The 19,475-nt window shown below is 69.8% G+C and carries 17 protein-coding genes; 8 read left to right on the forward strand and 9 right to left on the reverse strand.

The features are described from left to right. The first annotated feature begins 428 nt into the window (after positions 1-428). Together ACFXI3_RS41725 and ACFXI3_RS41730 are read left to right on the forward strand one after the other, a co-directional pair. Positions 429-1,064, forward strand: coding sequence for a PadR family transcriptional regulator (locus ACFXI3_RS41725; RefSeq protein WP_378407293.1), 636 nt, complete (start codon positions 429-431; stop codon positions 1,062-1,064). Positions 1,065-1,226: 162 nt separating this feature from the next. After that, positions 1,227-1,907: a class I SAM-dependent methyltransferase gene (locus tag ACFXI3_RS41730; protein ID WP_378407295.1), complete on the forward strand. Its 681-nt coding sequence runs from the start codon at positions 1,227-1,229 to the stop codon at positions 1,905-1,907. Positions 1,908-1,961: 54 nt separating this feature from the next. On the opposite strand, the gene ACFXI3_RS41735 is transcribed toward ACFXI3_RS41730, so the two are convergent. Beyond that, positions 1,962-2,720 (reverse strand): SDR family NAD(P)-dependent oxidoreductase, encoded by a 759-nt coding sequence (locus ACFXI3_RS41735; protein WP_378407297.1) that lies wholly within the window; start codon positions 2,718-2,720, stop codon positions 1,962-1,964. Positions 2,721-2,893: 173 nt separating this feature from the next. Between ACFXI3_RS41735 and ACFXI3_RS41740 the strand changes: the two genes are divergently transcribed. Together ACFXI3_RS41740 and ACFXI3_RS41745 are read left to right on the forward strand one after the other, a co-directional pair. Next, on the forward strand, positions 2,894-4,201 hold the full coding sequence (locus ACFXI3_RS41740) for a UDP-glucose dehydrogenase family protein (protein ID WP_378407299.1): 1,308 nt from the start codon (positions 2,894-2,896) through the stop codon (positions 4,199-4,201). A gap of 136 nt (positions 4,202-4,337) precedes the next feature. Then, positions 4,338-4,718, forward strand: a complete 381-nt coding sequence (locus ACFXI3_RS41745; protein WP_344282054.1) for a VOC family protein — start codon at positions 4,338-4,340, stop codon at positions 4,716-4,718. Between the two features lie 27 nt (positions 4,719-4,745). Here ACFXI3_RS41745 and ACFXI3_RS41750 read toward each other — a convergent pair whose 3' ends face one another. Genes ACFXI3_RS41750 through ACFXI3_RS41765 form a run of 4 tightly spaced genes read right to left on the reverse strand, consistent with a single transcriptional unit; the run spans position 4,746 to position 8,075 of the window. Further along, complete coding sequence (locus ACFXI3_RS41750; RefSeq protein WP_344282051.1) at positions 4,746-5,129, reverse strand: hypothetical protein; 384 nt, start codon at positions 5,127-5,129, stop codon at positions 4,746-4,748. A gap of 52 nt (positions 5,130-5,181) precedes the next feature. After that, a complete protein-coding gene (locus ACFXI3_RS41755; protein WP_378407301.1) occupies positions 5,182-6,069 on the reverse strand; it encodes a VOC family protein in 888 nt (295 codons plus the stop codon). Next, positions 6,062-6,586, reverse strand: coding sequence for an RNA polymerase sigma factor (locus ACFXI3_RS41760; protein ID WP_378407303.1), 525 nt, complete (start codon positions 6,584-6,586; stop codon positions 6,062-6,064). Before ACFXI3_RS41760 ends, ACFXI3_RS41755 begins: the two co-directional genes overlap by 8 nt. A gap of 46 nt (positions 6,587-6,632) precedes the next feature. After that, on the reverse strand, positions 6,633-8,075 hold the full coding sequence (locus ACFXI3_RS41765) for an MFS transporter (RefSeq protein ID WP_378407305.1): 1,443 nt from the start codon (positions 8,073-8,075) through the stop codon (positions 6,633-6,635). Positions 8,076-8,178: 103 nt separating this feature from the next. On the opposite strand from ACFXI3_RS41765, the gene ACFXI3_RS41770 reads away from it, so the two are divergent. Further along, a complete protein-coding gene (locus ACFXI3_RS41770) occupies positions 8,179-9,024 on the forward strand; it encodes a helix-turn-helix transcriptional regulator (RefSeq protein ID WP_378407307.1) in 846 nt (281 codons plus the stop codon). On the opposite strand, the gene ACFXI3_RS41775 is transcribed toward ACFXI3_RS41770, so the two are convergent. After that, positions 8,961-9,593 (reverse strand): dihydrofolate reductase family protein, encoded by a 633-nt coding sequence (locus ACFXI3_RS41775; RefSeq protein WP_378407309.1) that lies wholly within the window; start codon positions 9,591-9,593, stop codon positions 8,961-8,963. The genes ACFXI3_RS41770 and ACFXI3_RS41775 overlap by 64 nt on opposite strands. A gap of 135 nt (positions 9,594-9,728) precedes the next feature. Between ACFXI3_RS41775 and ACFXI3_RS41780 the strand changes: the two genes are divergently transcribed. After that, positions 9,729-10,850: a sensor histidine kinase gene (locus ACFXI3_RS41780; RefSeq protein WP_378407311.1), complete on the forward strand. Its 1,122-nt coding sequence runs from the start codon at positions 9,729-9,731 to the stop codon at positions 10,848-10,850. Further along, positions 10,847-11,524: a response regulator gene (locus tag ACFXI3_RS41785; protein WP_378407313.1), complete on the forward strand. Its 678-nt coding sequence runs from the start codon at positions 10,847-10,849 to the stop codon at positions 11,522-11,524. The genes ACFXI3_RS41780 and ACFXI3_RS41785 overlap by 4 nt, the downstream gene beginning before the upstream one ends. An 80-nt stretch (positions 11,525-11,604) precedes the next feature. On the opposite strand, the gene ACFXI3_RS41790 is transcribed toward ACFXI3_RS41785, so the two are convergent. After that, positions 11,605-13,173, reverse strand: coding sequence for an acyltransferase family protein (locus tag ACFXI3_RS41790; protein WP_378407315.1), 1,569 nt, complete (start codon positions 13,171-13,173; stop codon positions 11,605-11,607). A gap of 194 nt (positions 13,174-13,367) precedes the next feature. Between ACFXI3_RS41790 and ACFXI3_RS41795 the strand changes: the two genes are divergently transcribed. Continuing rightward, positions 13,368-14,519 (forward strand): hypothetical protein, encoded by a 1,152-nt coding sequence (locus ACFXI3_RS41795; RefSeq protein WP_378407317.1) that lies wholly within the window; start codon positions 13,368-13,370, stop codon positions 14,517-14,519. 21 nt (positions 14,520-14,540) lie between these two features. Here the strand turns inward: ACFXI3_RS41795 and ACFXI3_RS41800 are convergent, their stop codons facing one another. Both ACFXI3_RS41800 and ACFXI3_RS41805 read right to left on the reverse strand, forming a co-directional pair. Then, positions 14,541-18,215, reverse strand: a complete 3,675-nt coding sequence (locus ACFXI3_RS41800) for an FkbM family methyltransferase (protein ID WP_378407319.1) — start codon at positions 18,213-18,215, stop codon at positions 14,541-14,543. After that, positions 18,208-19,383 carry a hypothetical protein gene (locus ACFXI3_RS41805; RefSeq protein WP_378407321.1) on the reverse strand — a complete coding sequence of 392 codons (1,176 nt, stop codon included), beginning with the start codon at positions 19,381-19,383 and terminating at the stop codon, positions 18,208-18,210. The genes ACFXI3_RS41800 and ACFXI3_RS41805 overlap by 8 nt, the downstream gene beginning before the upstream one ends. Positions 19,384-19,475: the final 92 nt, after the last annotated feature.

The following is a 19,475-nucleotide window of genomic DNA, read 5'->3' on the forward strand; positions in this document are numbered from 1 at the left end:
TGTGCTCCCGGGGGGGGGGGGTGTTTTTTCGGGGCTTTGATTACTCAAACACCCCCCCCCCCCCGCCCGTGTTTTTGGCTTCGTATCGGGGTTGTGGGGTTGTGGGTGGCTTGCCTTCGCGCGGGTGCTTTGTCTCGCGTCGCTCGGGCTAGGCCCATCCTGCCCAGGCCCACCCCGCTCTGCTCAGGCCCACCCCGCCCTGCTCAGGCCCGCATCGGCCAGGTCTGCTCCGCCCTACTCAGGCCCGTCTCGTCCACGCTGTCTGGCAGTTCCTCGCCCGGTCCTGACTGCTCGCGTGAACCAGCCTGGCTTCGTCCGCCCTGCCTTCCTTGCCGCGGCGGCCCGGCGGCCCGCGTCTCCTGTCATTGCGGCCCGGCGCGCTTCTGCATATACTCGTTGGCGAGTACTCGTTGATGAGGAGGCCCGGCGTGAAGCGGCGGAAGGTGTCCAACTTGCTGGGCCTCGCCGTGCTGGCCGCGTTGTGCGAGCGGTCGATGCACCCGTACGAAATCGCCACCGTCCTGCGGAGTCGCGGCAAAGAGGACGACCTGAAGATCAAATGGGGCTCGTTCTACACAGTGGTCGGCAACCTCGAAAAGCACGGTTACATCGAGGCGGTCGAGCACGTGCGGGACGGGGCCCGGCCGGAGCGGACCGTTTATCGGATCACCGAGGCTGGCCAGGCTGAGCTCGAGGATTGGGTCGCCGAACTGCTCGGGACGCCTGATCCGGAGCCGACGCGGTTGCACACTGGGTTGTCGGTGATGCTCGCGCTCGGACCGGACATCGTTGACCAGCAGTTGCGGCACCGAGTTGGCGAGCTGGAGCGGATGATCGACGCCCGTGTCGCGGCGCTGGAGAGGATGCGGGCCGAGGTGTCCCGGCTGTTTCTCGTAGAGGGCGAGTACCAACTGGCGATGTGGCGCGCGGAAGCCGAATGGGTCCGCGGGCTGCGCGAGGAGCTGGCCTCCGGCGCGATTGCGGGGGTCGAGGAATGGCGGCGCTACCGGGAAACCGGGGAGCTGCCCGACATGGCCGCCTTCGTCAAGACCGAAGGCGAATAAAGAGGTCCCGGAGGAGGTGCTGGCACACCGCCCCCGGGACCGGGAACCGTCGAACTGGAAACCGCGAGTGCGGGAACCTGTCCTCGGGCTGCAATCACCAGGATACGGGGCACCTCTCTCGCGGCACCGGTTCGGTACCAACCGAACAGGGAGAAAAGCACAATGGGGAACACGCAGGTAAAGCGCCATCGCACGAAGCTGCTGCCGGAGATGGAAGGGCCGATCGCCCGGGTGTACGCGCGGGGGCGGCGCACCGAACCGCAGCTTGTGCAGTATCGCGAATCGGCCGAGATGCTGGTCGCGGATCTGGCCGAGGGTGCTGACGTGCTCGAGATCGCGCCGGGGCCGGGTTTCTTCGCCGTCGAATTGGCTCGCACTGGGCGGTGCACGGTGACCGGGCTCGACATCAGCCGGACGTTTGTCCAGCTGGCTCGGGAGTACGCGCAAGAACAGGGCGTCACGGTGGACTTCCGCCGGGGCGATGTCGCGGCGATGCCCTTCGCGGACGGGTCGTTCGACTTCCTGATCTGCCAGGCGGCGTTCAAGAACTTCGCCGACCCGGTCGACGCGATCGACGAGATGCACCGGGTGCTGCGGCCCGGCGGCGTCGCGCTGGTGCAGGACCTGAGCCGGAGCACCACGGACGCGGAGCTCGACGCCGAGGTCGAGCGGATGAATCTCGGTCCGGTGGGCACGTTCTCCACCGTCCGGGTGCTGCGCGGGCTGCGGCGGCGGGCGTACACGCCGGAGCAGTTCAGGGCGACCGTCGCGGAGAGCAAGTTCCGCACCTGCGAGGTGACCCCGGACGGGATCGGCCTCGAGGTGCGGATGCGCAAGGCGTGACCTGAGGGAGCGGGTGTGCCGCCGAGGGGGCAGCACACCCGCTCCCTCACCAGGTCAGCGCGGGGCCATCCGCAGCGAGCCGTCCATGCGGACGACCTCGCCGTTGAGGTAGTCGTGGTCGATCAGCGACAGGGCGAGCTGCGCGTACTCGTCCGGGCGCGCCAGCCGCTTCGGGAACGGAATCCCGGCGGCGAGGCCGGCGCGGAACTCTTCGCTGACCGTGGCGAGCATCGGGGTGTCGACGATGCCGGGCGCGATCGTCAGCACGCGAATGCCGTGCGAGGCGAGGTCGCGCGCGGCGGGCAGCGTCATCCCGACCACGCCGCCCTTGGACGACGCGTACGCCACCTGCCCGATCTGGCCGTCGAAGGCGGCGACGGACGCGGTGTTGATGATGACGCCGCGTGCGTCGTCGGCCAGTGGCTCGGTCTTCGCGATCGCCTCGGAGGCGACGGTGAGCACGTTGAAGGTGCCGATCAGGTTGATCTGGATGACCTTCGCGTACAGCCCGAGATCGTGCCTGCCCTTCTTGGACAGGATGCGCGCGGACGGTCCGATGCCGGCGCAGTTGACCACCGTGCGCAGCGGTACGCCCGAGCCGGCCGCGGTGTCGACGGCGGCCTGCACCTGGTCCGGGTCGGTCACGTCGGCCTCGACGTAGGTGATGCCGTCGACCTGCTCGGCCTTCTCGATCGAGGGCGCGAGGTCGAGGGCGAACACCCGCGCGCCTTTCGCGGCCAGTGCCTTGGCGGTCGCGCCGCCGAGACCGGACGCGCCACCCGTGACGAGCGCTGCGGTGTCGGTGATCTGCATCTTCAGCCTTCCTCCTGCTCTCCGGTGCCGCGGTGCACCTCCGCGCCCAGGTTAACGCTCGTTCGCACCGGTGCCGGAGTGTGTCGCCTCACCCGCTTCTCGTCGCGAGGAGTATTCGGCCTCGACCGCTTCCGTTAGCACTCAGGTCAACTCCGGCTGTCACCTTCAGCACTATGAGCTCAGCTCGGATCGTGGTGGTAGGGACGGGATACGTCGGATTGACCACGGGGGCTTGCCTCGCGAGCCTCGGGCATCGCGTCACCTGTGTGGACGTGGACGTGGCGAAAGTGAACCGGCTCTCCGCGGGCCGCGTGGACATCCTCGAACCAGGACTGGCCGAATTGGTCTCCCGCGGACTGGCGAACGGACGGCTGTCGTTCGTGGTCGGCGCGCGGGAAGCCGTTCGCGGCGCGGAGGGGGTCTTCCTCTGCGTGCCGACGCCGATGGGCGCGGGCGGGTCCGCGGACTTGCGGGCGGTGGAGGCGGTGACCACCGAGATCGGCGACGTGCTGCCGTCCGGCTGCGCGCTGATCACGAAGTCGACGGTGCCGGTCGGCACCGCGAAACGGATCCGCGCGATGGTCGGCCGCGACGACGTGCCGGTGGTGTCCAACCCGGAGTTTCTGCGCGAAGGCACTGCGGTGCAAGACTTCCTGAACCCGGACCGGATTGTGGTCGGGTCGGATTCGCAGGCCGCGGCCGCGTGGGTCGGGCAGCTGTACGGCGATCTCGCCGCACCGATCGTGGTCGCCGACGCGGCGAGCGCGGAACTGGTGAAGTACGCGGCGAATTGCTTCCTCGCGCTCAAACTGTCCTATGTGAACTCGATCGCCGAACTGTGCGAACGGCTCGGCGCGGACATCGACCTGGTCACCGAAGGCATGGGCTACGACCGGCGGATCGGCCGCACGTTCCTCAAGCCTGGTCCCGGATGGGGCGGTTCGTGCCTGCCCAAGGACACCAGCGCGCTGGTCAAGGTCGCCGAGTCGGTCGACTACGACTTCCGCATGCTGACCTCGGCGATCGACGAGAACATCGCCCAGCGCGACCGCATTGTGGCGAAGATCGCAGGTGCCTGCGGCGGAACGCTGGCCGGCGCGCGGATCGGCGTGCTGGGCTTGGCGTTCAAGGCGGGCACGAACGATCTGCGCGATTCTCCCGCGCTGGCAGTGTCTTCGGTGCTCGGCGCGCTCGGCGCGGAGATCACCGCGTACGACCCGGCGGTGTCCGGCGGCATCGCCGGGATGACCGTCGTGGACGATCCGTACCAGGTCGCCAAGGACGCGGATGTCGTTGTGGTGCTTACCGAATGGGCCGAGTTCCGGAACCTGGACTGGGTCGCGATCGCGGACGCGATGGAAGGCGACGACGTCGTCGACACCCGGAATCTGCTCGACCCCGGGATGATCCTCGACGCGGGATTGTCGTGGCAGGGCGTCGGCCGTCCGCGCGCGGCCCGGCGGCGAGTTCCGGTTTCCTGATTGGAAATCCGCTTCGGCTGCGCTACAGTCGTCGGCGGCATCGCGTGTCGGTCACCGGCTGGGTGAGACATGGAGGTGCTGGGATGCCTTCTGGAGGCATTGCTTCGTGTCCCTCTCTCTTGAACTGAATCACCTGATGGTCCCGTCCCGGAACAACCGGGAATCCGCCGAATTCTTCGCGAACCTGCTCGGTTTCGAGATCGGCGAGGAATGGGGCCCGTTCATCCCGGTCGAAACCAGCAACGGCGTGCGGCTCGATTTCGCCACGGTTCCCGACGAGGATCGGAAGCTGCAGCACTACTGCTTCCTCATTCCCGAGGACGACTTCGACGCGTTTTTCTTGCGGCTGAAGGAATCCGGGGTCGAGTACCACGCCGGGCCAGGCGGTCAGGGCCCCGGCGAGATCAACCACAACCACGGCGGCCGCGGCGTGTATTTCCTTGACCCGGGCGGAAACGGGATCGAGGTCATCACGCAGCCGTACGAGCCGGAGCGGAAACGCCCGGCCAGCTGGTAAGTCCTTTGCGGACGGACGGCGGGCGGGTCACAGCGAAAGCGAGGCCCACCCGCCGCCCGCGGCCAGCAAAGTCCGGACGCCTTCCGCGTGGTCGGCGAAAGCGGCCAGATCGGCGTGCAGCAGCGCGGCGCGTTCGGAATCAAGCGGATCCGTGTCGTCGCGCCAGAGTCCGAGCGTCCAGTTGGCGGCCAGCAGCATCGAACGCACCAGCCCGGCGACCGCGGAATCCGGCTGGGCGTGCGCGGCGAGGATCTCGTCGCACGCGGTGAAGCACCGTTCGAGTCCGCGGACGGCTTCGGCGGGCGTGCCGTCCCAGTCCGGTCCCGGCCAGGCGCACGAGCCCAGCGCGAGCCACAGCTGCCAACCGGCGGTCAGTTCGGCTTCGTCGCGGGGCGTCCAGTGCGCGGCCATCCACTGAGTGTGCGCCCCGGCGGCCGGTTTGCCGCCGGGGTTTTGGCCGAGGTCACGTGCGTGGCTGTTCCCACAACCAGAACTCGATCCCCTGGTCGTCGGCACAATCGGCCGTTCGGCCGTACGGCTGGTTCTCCACCTCGCCGGACCGGCCGCCCCCCTCGCGCACCCGGCCGAGCGCGGCTTCGAGGTCGTCGACGGCGAACATCAGCTTCCACCCGGCCTGCAGTTCCGAGCCGCCCCACATCCCGCCGGGCAGGCCGTCGCCCTCGATGCGCCACGCGGTCGGCAGGCTGCCCTGGGTGAACTGCCAGCCGAGCACCGCGCCGTAGAACGCCTTGGCCCGGACGTCGTCGGGCACCTGGAAGGTGAAGTACCCGGCCTCGCCGTGCCGATACGTGCGCTCCCCGGGCGTTTTCGCTTGTGGCGCGGCCTTTCCGACCAGCCAGCGCTGGCCGTACGGGTCCTTGATCACGCCGTTCAGCCCGTAGCCGCGGTCCTCGACCGGACGCAGCAGTTCCGCGCCCAGCTCCACTGCCCGCTGCGCCGCACCCTGCGGATCGGGGACCTCGACGCGCACCATCGCGCCGCCCTCGGGAGCGACGACATTGCCCAGCTCGGGAAATTCCTCGGCCAGCATCAGCACGCTGCCGCCGATGTCCAGTTCGGCGTGCCCGACCCGGCCGTCGTCCATCACGATCGGATCGGACCGGCGGCTCGCGCCGAAGACCTCGACGTAGAAGTCGAGCGCGGCCCGCGCGTCGGTCACGACCAGGTAAGGCGTGAGCGCACCCGCTCGCGCCTGCGTGGTTTCGGTGGTGGTCATCTCCGCTCCGTTCAGGATCAGGCGGCGGAGGTCGTCCCGCAGCTGGGCGGCGAAGGCCGGATCGGGGTCGGCCGGAGTCGAGGGCAGCGCGAGCGCGTCGAACGGTTCAGCCATCACGTCCCTCCTTCTCCTGGTAGCCGCGGCGGAACGCGGTTTTGGCCCGCGTCAGCAACGCCTCCGTCGCGTGGATGGTCCGGCCGAGGTGCGTGGCGACGTCGCGCACCGGAAGGCCGTCGACGTAGCGCAAGGTGAGCACCGCCCGATGCGGGATCGCCAGCGATTCGAGCACCTGCCGTGCGCGCAGGTGCTCGAGCTGGTCGTCCCAGGGATCCTCGACGTCGCATTCGGCGTCGTGCACGAGCCGAAGCCCGCGCTGTTCCCGTTCGGCGCGCCGCCAGTGATCGGCCAGCTTGTGCCGGGCCACCCCGATCAACCAGGGCGTGCTCACCGGCGGCGCGTGGTCCTTGCGGCAGGCGGCGACCGCGCTCAGGAACGTCTCCGAAGTCAGTTCCTCCGCCAGCACGCGGTTGCCGCACCTCGCGAGCAGGTAGCCATAGACCTCCGGCAGGGCCTTCTCGTAGAGGCCGAGCAGCGCGAAGGCCGGGTCTGGCTGCACCCGAGGTTCCGTCACATCCCCATCGTCGTCCGGGAGTGGGGTTTTCCGTCGGTCGAATTTCTCAGCGCGGGTCGGGCAGCTTCCGCGCCAGCCCGGACACCAGCAGTGCGAGCGCCGCCAAGATCCCGATGACCAGCACAAATGCGCCTTGGTAACCCATCGCGCCGGGCACGCTCAAGCTGGCGAACAGGCTGCCCAGCACCGCGACGCCCAAGGCCAGCGACGTCTGCTGGGTCGTGGTCAGCACGCCGCCGCCGACACCGGCCAGGTCGGCCGGCACTCGCGAAAGCACCACCCGGAACAGCGTGCTCATCGCGAGCCCGTTGCCGACGCCGATCATCACCATCGCCGGGGCCAGCTGCCAGATCGACAGGTCGGGCCAGTCCAGCAGCGCGGTTGCGGCGAGCGCGATCAGGCCGACGGTGAGGATCAGCCCGCCGATCGGCACGATCTTGCGGCCGAAGCGGGCGACCAGGTGGCTGCTGACCAGTGACGTCGTGAAGTACGCGACGGCCATCGGGGTCAACGCCAGCCCGGCGCCGAGCGGGCCGAGGTGCAGGCCGTTCTGCAACGTCACCGCGTAGACGAACATGAACGAACCGAAGGTGCAGAAGAACGGCACCGCGACGGTCAGCCCGTGCCGCACGCTCGCGGTGCGCAGCAGAGCCGGCGGGAGCAACGGCGTTCCGCCCGCGGCTTCCAGCTTCCGCTCCACGCGGGCGAAGCCGTACGCCGCGAACGGGAAGATCACCAGCAGCGCGATGCTCCACCACGGCCAGCCGAGCGCGCGGCCTTCCATGATCGGAATCAGCAGCGACAGCAGCGAAACGGCCAGCAGCACGGTGCCCCAGCGGTCGACGCCGAGCGGGTTGCTCGCCCGGCTGTCCGGCACCGTGCGGCGCGCGATCAGCAGCCCGATAATCCCGATCGGCACGTTGACCAGGAAGATCGGCCGCCAGCTCAGGTCCCATACGTTCGCGGCCACCAGCGCGCCGCCGAGCAGCTGCCCGACCACGGTGGCGATGCCGCCGGTCGCGCCGAAGAGGCCGATCGCCCGCGAGCGGCGTTCGCCGGACGTGCCGGCCTGGATGATCGACAGCACCTGCGGCAGCAGCATCGCCGAAGCCGCGCCCTGCGCGACGCGGGCGATGACCAGGGTGGCGGCGTCCGGGGCGACGCCGCAGGCCAGCGAGGTGAGCGTGAACAGAGTGAGACCGAGCAGGAAAAGCCTGCGGCGGCCGAAGGTGTCGCCGAGCCGTCCGCCGAGCACGAGCAGCACCGCGTACGCGATGCCGTAGCCCGCGACGACGAGTTCGAGGGTCGCGGTGGACGCGCGCAGGTCGGCATCGATCGTGGGCAGGGCGACGTTGACGATGAAGAAATCGATGATCGGCAGCGCTGCCCCCAGCAGCACGGTGATCAAGCCGGCGGACGTGAGTCCCGTCCGTTCCGGCGTCCCGACAGCAGCGGTGGCCGTCGCCGGGGCAGGGGTGGTAGTCGTCATGAGTACTACGTTCCGCCGCGCGAGACCCTGGTACCAGGTGTGCTTTTATCCTGGTACCACGACTACCTGGTAACAGGGTCGGCGGTGTGCTTACCTGGTATTCGTGACCACTGGCATCGAAGACCGCCTGCGCCGGACCGAGCTGGGGGAGTTCCTCCGCAACCGGCGCGGGCGGATCACGCCCGAGCAGGTCGGCCTGCCGCTCAGCGGCCGCAGGCGCACGCCGGGGCTGCGCCGCGAGGAGGTCGCGCAGCTCGCCGGGGTGGGCGTCACCTGGTACACGTGGCTCGAACAGGGTCGCGACATCAACGCGTCCGAGCAGGTGCTCAGCGCGATCTCCCGCACGCTCCGGCTGGATCCGCACGAGCACGTGCACCTGTTCACCCTCGCCGGCGCGCCCGAGCCGGTCACCGAGAAGAAGCACTGCTCCGCGATCACGCCGTCGATGCAGGACATGATGGTCCAGCTGGAACCGTTCCCGGTCGCGGTCCGCAACGCGCGTTTCGACGTGCTCGGCCACAACGCCGGCTACGACTGGCTGATGGGCGGCGTCGACGCGATCCCGTACGAGGAACGCAACACGCTTGTCCAGTGCCTGCTCAATCCGGAGTGGAAAGAGCGGATGGTCGACTGGGAGCAGAACGTGCCCCGGATGGTCTCGTCCTTCCGCGCGGCGATGGCCGAGCACGTGGGCGAGCCCGGCTGGAAGTCGCTGGTCAAACGGCTTCGGGCGGAGTCGCCGTGCTTCGACGAGCTGTGGAGCCGCCACGACGTGAACACCGAGCTGGCCAAGAGCAAGCGGTACCTGCACCCGGAGGCGGGCCTGCTGACGTTCGACTTCACCTACCTCTACGCCGGCCGCCGCTCGGAAATCCGGATGTCGGTCTACACCCCGGCGAACGACGAAACGCTGGAGAAGCTGCGCGAGTTCGTGCCGACGACGCGGTAGCGCAGGTGGGTCACGCCCTCGCCGGGGGTGATGTCCGGCTCGCCGAGGCGCACCGGTCCTAGCCCGAATTCGCCGAAGAACGGCACTCCGCCGCCGAGCAGCACCGGCACCAGATCGATCTGCACCGCGTCGAGCAGTCCGGCCTCCAGGCACTGCCGCGCCATCTCGCCCGCGTTCACGCCGACGTCGCGGCCGTCGGCCAGTTCCTTCGCCCGCGCCACCGCGACCTCGATCCCTTCGGTGACGAAGGTGAACGGCGAGTCCTCCCATCCAGCGGGCGGCTCGTGCGTCACCACGACCACCGGCCCGCCGAACGGATGCATCCCGCCCCAGCCCGAGGTCAGGTCGAACAGCCGCCTGCCGACGAGCAGTGCTCCGGTCGATTCCAGCTGCGCGCGCACGACCTTCGCGCTGGCCGGGGACATGCGCAGCGCGCGTCCCGGCTGCGCGGTCGGCACCTCCTCGGTGCCGCTGGCCGTCCAGCCGAAGAGCAGATCGAACCCCGACTCGTCCGGTCCCGCCACGAAACCGTCCAGCGACATGCTCGCCCCGGCCACAACCTCGCCCATCACCGTCTCCTTTTTTCGCCGTTTGACCAGTGAACGGAGCCGTCCGGGAGTTCTCGACATACCGCGTCACGCGTAGCCCGATCCCGCGCTTCACGACGGACGCGCCCGCCCGCCTTCCCCGGTAGTTTTCGCACCATGCACTACTGGTGGCGGGCGCAGAACCCGTGGTTCGGGCGGGTGTTCCGGACCTTCGTGGTGCTCGCCTTCGTGCTCGGCGGCTCCAGCGCGTCCGGCCGCTGGCAGCACGCCCCGCATCCGCTGAGTCCGCTCGGTGCCGCGTGGCTGGCCGCGACCGTGCTCACCTTGCTGCTCGTCCACCGCTTCCCGCTGCCGCTCTTCGTGCTCACCGCGGCTTCGGCGTACGCGTACTACCTGTCTCCCGAACCGGGCGGGCCGGTGATCATCGTCCCCACGGTCGCGCTCTTCGTGCTCACGCGGCGGAAGGGTCCGGTTGTCGCCGGGAGCACCGGAGCCGCGGTCCTCACGGGGGCCTACGTCGTCCACATCATCCTCACGCAAACGTTTGCGGTCAGCGCTTGGGCACTGTTCGCCGTGGTTTGGATGGCCGCCGTGATCGGCATCGCGACGGCGGTCCGGTTCCAGTTCGCGGCCGTTGCTGCCCGGCGCGAGCAGGCCGACGAGCATCGGCACCGGATGGCCGAGCAGGAGCGGCTCCGCATCGCCCGCGAGGTGCATGACGTCGTCGCGCACAGCCTCGCGATGATCAACGTCCAGGCGGGCGTCGCCGCGCACGTCGCGGATCGGCGGCCGGAGCAGGCGAAAGAGGCGCTGCTCAACATCAAGGCGGCCAGCGCGTCCGCGCTCAACGATCTCCGCGCGACGCTCGCCGTGCTGCGTTCCGGCGAGAATCGCGCGCCCGCACCGAGCCTTGCGCAGGTCGAAGAGCTGCTCGACCACGCGCGTACCGCTGGGCTGGAAGTCGAGCTGCACGGCGAAGCTGGCGAACTGCCCGCTCCGGTGGACGGCGCGGCGTATCGGATCCTGCAGGAGTCGCTGACCAATGTTGTCCGGCATGCCGACGGGGCTCAGCGCGTCGAGGTCCGCTTCGAGCGGAAGCCGGGCACGCTGGTCCTGATCGTGCGCGACGACGGCCGCGGCACCGTCCAGCCGACGCCCGGACACGGTCTGCGCGGCATGCGGGAACGCGCGACGGCGCTCGGCGGCAGTGTCGAGGCGAGCGTCACCGGGCAGGGTTTCCAGGTGCGGGCGGAACTGCCCGTGGAGGGGGAGAAATGACCATCCGCGTCGTACTGGCCGACGACCAGGCCCTGGTCCGCGCCGGATTCCGGCTGTTGCTCGACACCGAGGACGGCTTCGAGGTGGCCGGCGAGGCGAGCGACGGCGAACAGGCCGTCGCGCAGGCGATCGAGCACCGGCCGGACATCGTCGTGATGGACATCCGGATGCCCGGCACCGACGGTCTCGAAGCGACCCGCCGGATCACCTCGGATCCCGAGCTGGCCGGGGTGAAAGTGCTGGTCCTGACCACTTTCGACGTCGACGAGTACGTCTACGAGGCACTCCGCGCCGGGGCCAGCGGGTTCTTGCTGAAGGACACCGAACCGGTCGAACTCCTGCACGCGCTGCGCGTCGTCGCGGCGGGGGAGGCGCTGCTCGCCCCGACCGTCACGCGCCGGTTGATCGCCGAGATCGTCGGACGGCCCGAGCACCGGCGGATCGACACCTCGGCCGTGCGGGAGGTGACCGAACGCGAACGCGAGGTGCTGGCGCTGGTCGCGGGCGGGTTGTCGAACGACGAAATCGCCGCCCACCTGGTGATCTCCACGGCGACCGCGCGGACGCACGTCAGCCGGATCATGACCAAGATCGGCGCTCGTGACCGAGCACAGCTGGTGGTGCTGGCATACGAATCCGGCCTCGTCTCCCCGCGCCGCGGCTCGCACGAATGAGCTAAGCCAGGAGTGTGAGTTACGCCGTGTCGGTGAACGCCCTCCCACCCTCGCACGCCCTACAGGCAGAGCATCAGACCTCAGCGAGGGGTGTGGCGGAAGGAGTCCCGGTGGCGTGGGAGATCGTCTTGGTCGCCGCGCTGGCCCTGGTTTTCCTGGTCCGGCTGGTAGCGCAGCTCCGGCGGAGCTGACGGCCGCCGACGAGGAGGCATCGGCCGGCGCACCGGCGGTTCGGCCGTGCGGTCGACGCCCGATTCGGCGACGGGACGCGCCCGGTGCGCGCCGCCGTTCGCGCGAGGCGCCATCGTGCGCGGCTGAGCCTCGTTGGGCGGCGGCGCGCCGTTCCTCGGCATCCGCCCGTTCGGCACGGGACGCGGCCGAGGTGCCGGACGACGCGGCGGCGTCGGTTCGGCGGGAATCCTCGGGATCTCGAGGGTCACTTCGGAGTCGTCGACGAGCTGGGTCTTTTCCCCCGGCGTTTCGACCGGCGGCTCTACCGGCGGTTCGGGCGTTTCCGGCGCGGGCGGAGGCGGCTTCGGCCGATGCGACAACCGCCGCGCCAGCGAGTGGCTCGGCCGCTCCACGAACCGATAGCTCAACTCGACCACCCCGAACACCGCCGGGATCACGATCAGCAGCGCGATCGGCAGCGGCACCGCCGGGCGCAGCAGCTGCAGCAGCACGAACGTGACCAGCATGTGCAGCAGGTAGATCGAGTAGCTGCGCTCGGACAGCATGGTCCAGATCTTGCGCTGCTTCAGCCGGTCCTCGGCGAACATGCCCATCAGGAAGCAGGCGACGGCGAAGGCCAGCGCGAGGTTGTACGAGCTGTCCACGCGGCCGACGTCGATGACGTCCGCCAGCACGTACAGCGACCACGCGCAGCCGCCGTACAGCGCGCCCGTCCACAGCGGGATCTGCTTCTTGGTCGTCGCCCAGACGATCTGACCGATCAGCATCGCGGGCAGGTACGAGACGTTCACCGCGAACAGCGACCACGACGGCCCGAACTGCGACCGGCTCATCATCACCACGAAGATGAACGTCAGCTCCACCGCGATCCCGAGCCACACCCACCGGCGCAGCAGCGGCAGCACCGCCATCAGCAGCAGGTAGAAGATGACCTCGACGATCATCGTCCAGGCCACCGGCACCAGCACGACCTGCGGGAAGATCAGGTAGTTGGCCAGCGTGGTGTTGGTGAGGACGGTGAGCGGGTTCAGCGTCTGCGCCTGCCCGGTGGACGGCGGGTGCAGGTTCACCAGCAGCAGGAACACCGTCAGCGCCACCACGAACAGCATCGGCGCGTACACCCGGATGAACCGGTTGAGCGCGAATCGCCCGGTACCCTGGCGCAGCGCGATCGGCGTCACGACGAAACCGCTGACCAGGAAGAAGAACGGCACCGCGATCTGCCCGATGCCCTGCTTCGACATGTGCATCGGGTCGCTCGTGAGCGCCTCGATGAAGTCGACGTACGGGGCTTTGTCGTTCTTCGCGATGATCCACGGATGGGCGATGTGGCTGTAGAAGACCAGCAGCGCGCCGAGGCCGCGACCGATGTCGATGAAGACGATGCGGGTTTTCTTCGGCGGCGCGGACGACGGCTCGGCCAAGGCAGCGGAATCCGGCTCGGCCAGCGTGATCACCCCCGTCTTCCGCTACCGACAACCTCGTGAAGGCTACCGCCTCGCACCCCCGGCCCGGAGGTACTCCCCGCAATTGGCGGTAAGCGGGGGATAAGTCACAAGACCCGTTCTGGCCTCGGATTATGTGGTCGGCAGGTACGATCAGGCAGGAATTCGTCCGGTTTCGCGCTAGGTAGTTCAGGAGTTCGGGGAGCGTGCAGCAGTCCAGTCTCGACGGAGCCGTCGAGCGTTCGCCGACCCTGCGTGCCGCGTTCCGCCAAGCCGCCCCGGCGATCAGCCTCTACCTGCTGTTCCAGATCGTCGCGTTCGGCGTGCTGTGGATGATGAGCTGGAAGGCCGACGTTTCGCCGGGCCGGTTCATCGACAACTTCGACGCCAACTGGTTCCTTTCGGTCGCGCAGCACGGCTACGACCAGCCGATCACGCTCGGCACCGACGGGCTGCCGGTCGAGAACAGCCTGGTGTTCTTCCCGCTTTACCCGGCGACGGTGGGGTTGCTGACGCTGGTCGGGATCCCGCCGCTCGTGGCCGGGATGACGATCTCGCTGCTGGCCGGATGCGCCGCGGCGTGGGGGCTGTTCGTGCTGGGTCGCGACCTGGCCGGACCGCGAGTGGGCCTGCTGGTCGCCGTGCTGTGGTCGATCGGGCCGGGTTCGACGGCGCTGCATCTGGCGTATTCGGAATCGCTGCTGATGGCGCTCGTGGCCTGGACGTTCGTGATGCTCGCGCGGCGCGAATGGCTGGTCGCGGGCGGGTTCGCGGTGCTGGCCGGGCTGACCCGGGCGAGCTCCGGGGCGTTGATCGCCGCAGTCGGCATTGCCGCGCTCATCGCGGTTTTCCAGCGCCGCGACGGCTGGCGGCCGTGGGTCGGCGGGCTGCTCGCGCCGCTCGGCCTGCTCGGTTACCTCGGCTACGTCTGGATCCAGACCGGCCGCCCGGACGGCTGGTTCTGGCTGCAGAACGCCTGGCAGATGCACTTCGATTTCGGCGTTTTCACCTGGACCCAGGTCCGCGAAGGCCTCACCTCGGACGACGCCAGCTGGATCACCGTGACCGCGCTCGTCGTGCTCGCCGCGGTGGTGCTGCAGTTCTGGACGTGGGCGACGAAGCTGCCGTTGCCGTGGCAGATCTACGGCACGCTCACTGTGGTGATCGCGCTGTGCTCGTCGAACTTCTTCCAGTCCCGCGCGCGTTTCCTGCTGCCGGCGTTCGTGCTGACCGTGCCGGTCGCGCTCATGCTGGCGAAGCTGCCGAACCGGGTGCTGGCGGTGCTGCTGCCGGTGCTCACCGTCGGAAGCGCTTGGTACGGCGCGTTTTTGCTGACCATCGCGCACGTGGCGCCCTGAGCCGCCACGTGCGCGATCAGCTCAGGGCGCGAGCCAGAGCGTGACGAATTCCTTCTCGTCCGCCTTGGCCGCGGCGATGATCGCCGAGTCTTCGAGCACCTCGTCGGCCGGACCGTCGTCGGTGACCACCTTCGGCGTGTAGCCGAGCGAGCGGTACCCGGCGAGCACGGCGACCGGGTCGTCGCCCAGCTCCGCGATCGCGCCCGGGTCGAACTCGCACACCACGTGCGGCCGGTCGCGGCGCAGCACCTCGGCCAGCCCCGCCAGCGCCCGGTGGTCGCGGCCCTGCAGGTCGACCTTCACCAGGCTGATCCGCTGCTCGGTCACCTCGGGCACGGAATCCAGCCGCACCGCCGGGACCTCGACGCCGGAGCCGTCGGTGGTGACGCGGTTGTCGCCGCTGTTGCCCGGGGTCGCCTGCGCCAGGTGCACGGTGCCCGGCTCGTCCCACGCGGCCGACTCGACCACGGTGACCAGCTCGCCCGCCGCGGCGGGAAGGTTGACCTCGACGTTGCGGCGCAGGTACGCGGCGTTGACCGGGTCGGCCTCCACCGCGATCACCCTGGTCACTTCCGGCGTGGCCCGCAGCAGCCGCAGCGTGTGGTAGCCGACGTGCGCGCCGATGTCGAGGAACGCGCCGTCCGCCAGCGACGCCATCAGCTCGGCTTCGCTGTCCTCCCATGACCGGTGGAACAGGATCCACGGGAGCATGACCTCGTCGACCGGCATCAGCAGCGCGCCGACGTCGCACTGGACGACGTCCGCGCCGCGCGGCACCGGAGCGTGCCGGAGCCGGGCCGCGTCGCGCATCGCGCTGACGTCGAGGGTCACCCGCTGGATGGCCTTCTCGTCGGCGTCGAGCCGTTCGTCGCGGCGCGCGAACATCTTGTGCACGGTCCCGGCGGCGGCTTCGACCTCCGCGCCGACGCCGTCGTAGCCCTCGGCCAGCTTCGCCACATCGGCTTCGAGATTGCGCAGCGCCAGCTCGGTTTCCGGGGACTGGCGACGCAGCTCGTCGACCGTGCCGCGCAACGCTTCGAGCCGTTCGCCGAGTGCGCGCGTGGACAGCGCGGCCCGGCGGGATTCGTCGACGTTGCGTTCCAGGCCTTCGATCCGGTCCAGCAACCGCCGGTTGCTTTCCTCGGTGGCCGCGAGCAGCGCGCCCATCACGTTGCGCTGGTGCACGTCGTAGTGGTCGATCGCGCGCAGCACGGCCTTGCGCAGCGCGGGCGCGAGCGGCAGCCGCGACGGCGTGCTCGCTTCCGGACGCCAGCGCAACGCCTCGGTCGCCTGCTCCAGCGGGCTGAGCGGGTGCTGGGGCGGCGGTGCCGCGGTGCGCTGCCGCTCCTGCCAGGTCGCGTGCGCCTGCTCCAGCTCGCGCCGCATCCACTCGGCCGCGGTCGCCATCGACCGCTCGCGCAGGATGACCTCTCGCGCGCGCTTGCCGCGGGCCGTCGCCTCGGCCGGGTCGTCGGCGATCTGCACCATCGCGGCCGCGGCGGCGTCCAGATCGGGCTCCGCCCAGACCGCGTCGGCGTGGTACGGGTAGTTGCCGTCGCCGACCGGCACCAGCCGGTACGGAATCGGCCAGCCGGTGGACGCGTCGAGGAATTCGGTGGTGCTGGAGTAATCCGTCGAGAGCACCGGCATCGCGCGCGCCATCGCCTCGGCGACAGTAAGCCCGAAGCCCTCGCTGCGATGGAGCGAAACGTACGCGGTGCTGGTCTCGTACAGCTCGTGTAGCTCCGCGACGCTGAGGTAGCGCTCGATCAGTTCGATCCGGTCGTCGCCGCGAACCACCGCGCGCAGCCGTTCGGCGGCCTGCGGGTGCAGCTTCGAGTTGATCGCCTTGACGGTGAGCCGGACATCTTCGCGGCCCGGGAACGCCCGCTGGAACGCTTCGACTGCGCCCCAAGGGTTTTTGCGCTCCGCGACGCTGTTGAAGTCGAAGGCGAACAGGAACCGCACCGGTTCGCCCTTGTCGCGCGCGGGCGGTGAAGGCTCGCCCGGATCGCGCACCGGCACCGGAATCGTCTTGACCGGGATCGGCGAATGCTCGGCGAACGCGCGCCGGCAGAAGTCGCTGACCGTCCAGACCTCGTCGAGCATCCCGAACGCTTCGTGCTGCCACTGCGGGAAATCCTCGAGTTCCCACGCCCACAGCCCGATCCGGTAGCGGCCGGCGCCGACCTCGGGGTGGTTGGTCAGGATCGTGCGGGTCTGGTCCGCGTTCACCGCGAACACGCTGACCGGGAACCGCGGATCGCCGACCGTCGCGGGCCGTTCGATGCCGGTGCGGTTCGAGACCGCCTTCTCCTCCAGCACCGTGGCCACCGGCACGCCGCCGGTTTCGATCGCCTCGAGCACGATCCGGCCCATCTCGCCGAGCCCCAGCTCAGCGGTCAGGTAGCCGAGCAGGTTCACGCCGAACTCGTCGTGCGGCGGGCGGGTCGCGACCGGTTCGGACGGCAGCGCCCACTCCGGCAGCCCGGCCTCGGCGACACCGGAGCCGGTGCACCAGTGCCGGAAAGCGTCGGCGTCGTCGCCGTACGGGTGCGGGAACGCCATCTGCAGGTCGATCCGCGATGCCCAGATCGCGTGCGTCAGCCGGTTCAGCCCGGCCGCGGCCTGGCCCTGGTCTTCCGGCGTGGCGAGCCATTCGCGCAGCGCGAGCCCACCGTCCTCGGCGTAGGCGTGCGGCGGTGCCGGCTTCTTCTTGCGCTCGGACTTGATCCAGCCCTCGCGGAAAACGCGCCGCGCGAGCTTCGGCACCGGCGTGCCGTCCTGGAAGTCCTTGAAGCCGTACGGAATCGAGTCGAGCGACTCGGCGTACCCGGCTTCGCGCAGCTTCGTGCCGTACGAATCGCAGATGGCGCGAAGGTCGTCGTTGTGCGACAGCAGCACGCGCGGCTTGCGCGCGCAGTGGAAGCTGAGCAGCCACGGCTTTTCCGGCCGGTAACCGCTGAAGTGGAAGAAGCGCAGCTTCGCGCCGCCCGCGGTCAGGTCGCCGTCCTTGTCGCGGCCGATCGGCCGCTCGTGGAGGTTCCAGTACGCGACGTCGAAGCCGGGATCGGTGACCACGTGGTGCCGGAACAGCGACGGCACCTGGTCGACCCAGCGCTGGTCGGTGAACAGCTGCTGCTCGGGCGCGACGATCGCGTCGTGGCGCAGCCTGCCCGCCCAGAAGTCGAGGAACGGCCCGGCGCCGCGGCCGACGCCGATGAAGCCGAGGTTGAACATGCCGGTGCCCATGATCACCGCGTCGTCCGGCTCCATGCCGTCCTGCGGCAACGGGGTCAGAAAGTGCGGCGCGAGCACGATGTCGTGCTCGCGGGCCAGCTCGGCGACCTCGGGGATCGGCGCGAACAGCTCGATGTCCGGGTCGAGGTAGATCGCCGCCTCGGACTCTTTCAGCAGCTCGCGCAGCAGGTACGGCTTGACCGAGGTGGCGAGTTCGGTGACCGAGTACGCGGTCGCCATCCGCAGGTAGTCGTCCTCGTCGATGCCGAACGCGGCCGGGCCGACGACGGTGAGTCCGTCGCCGGCCCGGTCCGACTGTTCGCGCGGGGCGTCGATGACCGCGATGACGAAGCGGCCGCCCGGATGGTGCTCGAGGTAGGACCGGGCCAGCACGCGCGCCGCGGGCACGTAGTTGCGGGCGACGATCGTGCAGGCGGTGGTACCGGGCTCAGGCATCGGCGGTCAGCACCGTGAGCTGCTGGTTCAGCGCGGTGGTGAAGTCGGTCTTCGTCTGGCTCTTGCCGGACACCTCGACGCGGACGATCACGTTGCCGTGCGCGTAGTGCCCGCGCGACTGGGCCGACTGGCCTTCCTTCGCGTCGATCGAGGTGGCGTACACGCCGTTCGGGGCGGTGGTGTCGCGCTTGGCCCCGTTCGTCGTCTGGACCTCCATCAGCTTCTCGGCCGCGGTCTTCGCCGCGGTCGGGCTGCTGGCCTGGGCGAGGAACAGCGTGATCAGGTTGCCGTCCTCGAGGTGGTACACGACGAACTTGACCTTGGACGCGCCCGCCGCCTGGTAGGCGCTCAGTTCCTGCGGGTTCAGGTACTGCAGGGTGTCGACCTGCGAGAACGACGTGATGTCGTCGTGCGTCTCGGCCTTGCCCGGCATGCTCGCGACGCCGAGCGGGTCCGGCGGCTTCGGCGCGGCCGAACTCTGCGAGTGCTGCGCGGTGGTCTGCTCGGTGCCGCCGCCTCCGCTGTCGCGGCCCCACAGCATGTACGCGCCGAAGGCGATGCCGGCGAGCACGATCACGGCACCGACGATCGCGCCGATCTTCTTGCCGTTGCCCTTCTTCGGCTTGTCGCTGAAGTACTCCGGACCCTGGCGGACCCATTCGGAGTCGCCCCCGGACGGGCCGAGGGGCGGAAGGTCGCCGCCGCCCCACGGCGGGGTCTGGTCGCTCTCGGCCGCGTTCCACGGCTGCTGCGGGAAGCCGCCGGGAGGCGAGGCGGGCGCGCCCTGCGGGAACCCGCCGGGCGGGGAGTAGTGCGCCTGCGGCTGGTGCTGCTGCGGCTGCACGACCTGAGTGCGCTCGGGACCGGCGTCCGCGGGCGGCTGCTGGGTCTGCCACGACTGCACGACCTGGGTGCGCTCGGCGCCGCCGTCGGCGGGCGGCTGCTGCGGAGCCTGCGGCTGCTGCTGCGGCACGCCGCTGGGCGGGCTGACCGGGGCGATCACCTGCGTCGAGTCCGCACTCTGGCTCTGCGGCGGCGGGGTGGGCTGGTCCTGCTGGCCGACAGCCGAGGACAGCACCTGATCACGCCGGATGCGATAGTCGTCCGCGGAGAGTCGCCCTGACGCGAGCTCCTCGTCCAGCCGGCGCAGCTCCTCCTGCCAGGACACCAGGGCCCCCCTTATCTGTCGGCATGGCGACGGTCAATGCGTCGTCGCTACCCGATTGTGTGTGACGACGTGGACATTGTGCACGGGTGCGA

It is taken from the genome of Amycolatopsis sp. NPDC059235 (assembly GCF_042754125.1).
GTDB lineage: Bacteria > Actinomycetota > Actinomycetes > Mycobacteriales > Pseudonocardiaceae > Amycolatopsis > Amycolatopsis albidoflava.

Excerpts from the sequence above, each read along its gene's own strand:
- ACFXI3_RS41730 (WP_378407295.1), top strand. The coding sequence starts at position 1,227 with ATGGGGAACACGCAGGTAAAGCGCCATCGCACGAAGCTGCTGCCGGAG.
- ACFXI3_RS41735 (WP_378407297.1), bottom strand. The coding sequence starts at position 2,720 with ATGCAGATCACCGACACCGCAGCGCTCGTCACGGGTGGCGCGTCCGGT.
- ACFXI3_RS41740 (WP_378407299.1), top strand. The coding sequence starts at position 2,894 with ATGAGCTCAGCTCGGATCGTGGTGGTAGGGACGGGATACGTCGGATTG.
- ACFXI3_RS41745 (WP_344282054.1), top strand. The coding sequence starts at position 4,338 with ATGGTCCCGTCCCGGAACAACCGGGAATCCGCCGAATTCTTCGCGAAC.
- ACFXI3_RS41750 (WP_344282051.1), bottom strand. The coding sequence starts at position 5,129 with ATGGCCGCGCACTGGACGCCCCGCGACGAAGCCGAACTGACCGCCGGT.
- ACFXI3_RS41755 (WP_378407301.1), bottom strand. The coding sequence starts at position 6,069 with ATGGCTGAACCGTTCGACGCGCTCGCGCTGCCCTCGACTCCGGCCGAC.
- ACFXI3_RS41765 (WP_378407305.1), bottom strand. The coding sequence starts at position 8,075 with ATGACGACTACCACCCCTGCCCCGGCGACGGCCACCGCTGCTGTCGGG.
- ACFXI3_RS41775 (WP_378407309.1), bottom strand. The coding sequence starts at position 9,593 with ATGGGCGAGGTTGTGGCCGGGGCGAGCATGTCGCTGGACGGTTTCGTG.
- ACFXI3_RS41780 (WP_378407311.1), top strand. The coding sequence starts at position 9,729 with ATGCACTACTGGTGGCGGGCGCAGAACCCGTGGTTCGGGCGGGTGTTC.
- ACFXI3_RS41785 (WP_378407313.1), top strand. The coding sequence starts at position 10,847 with ATGACCATCCGCGTCGTACTGGCCGACGACCAGGCCCTGGTCCGCGCC.
- ACFXI3_RS41800 (WP_378407319.1), bottom strand. The coding sequence starts at position 18,215 with ATGCCTGAGCCCGGTACCACCGCCTGCACGATCGTCGCCCGCAACTAC.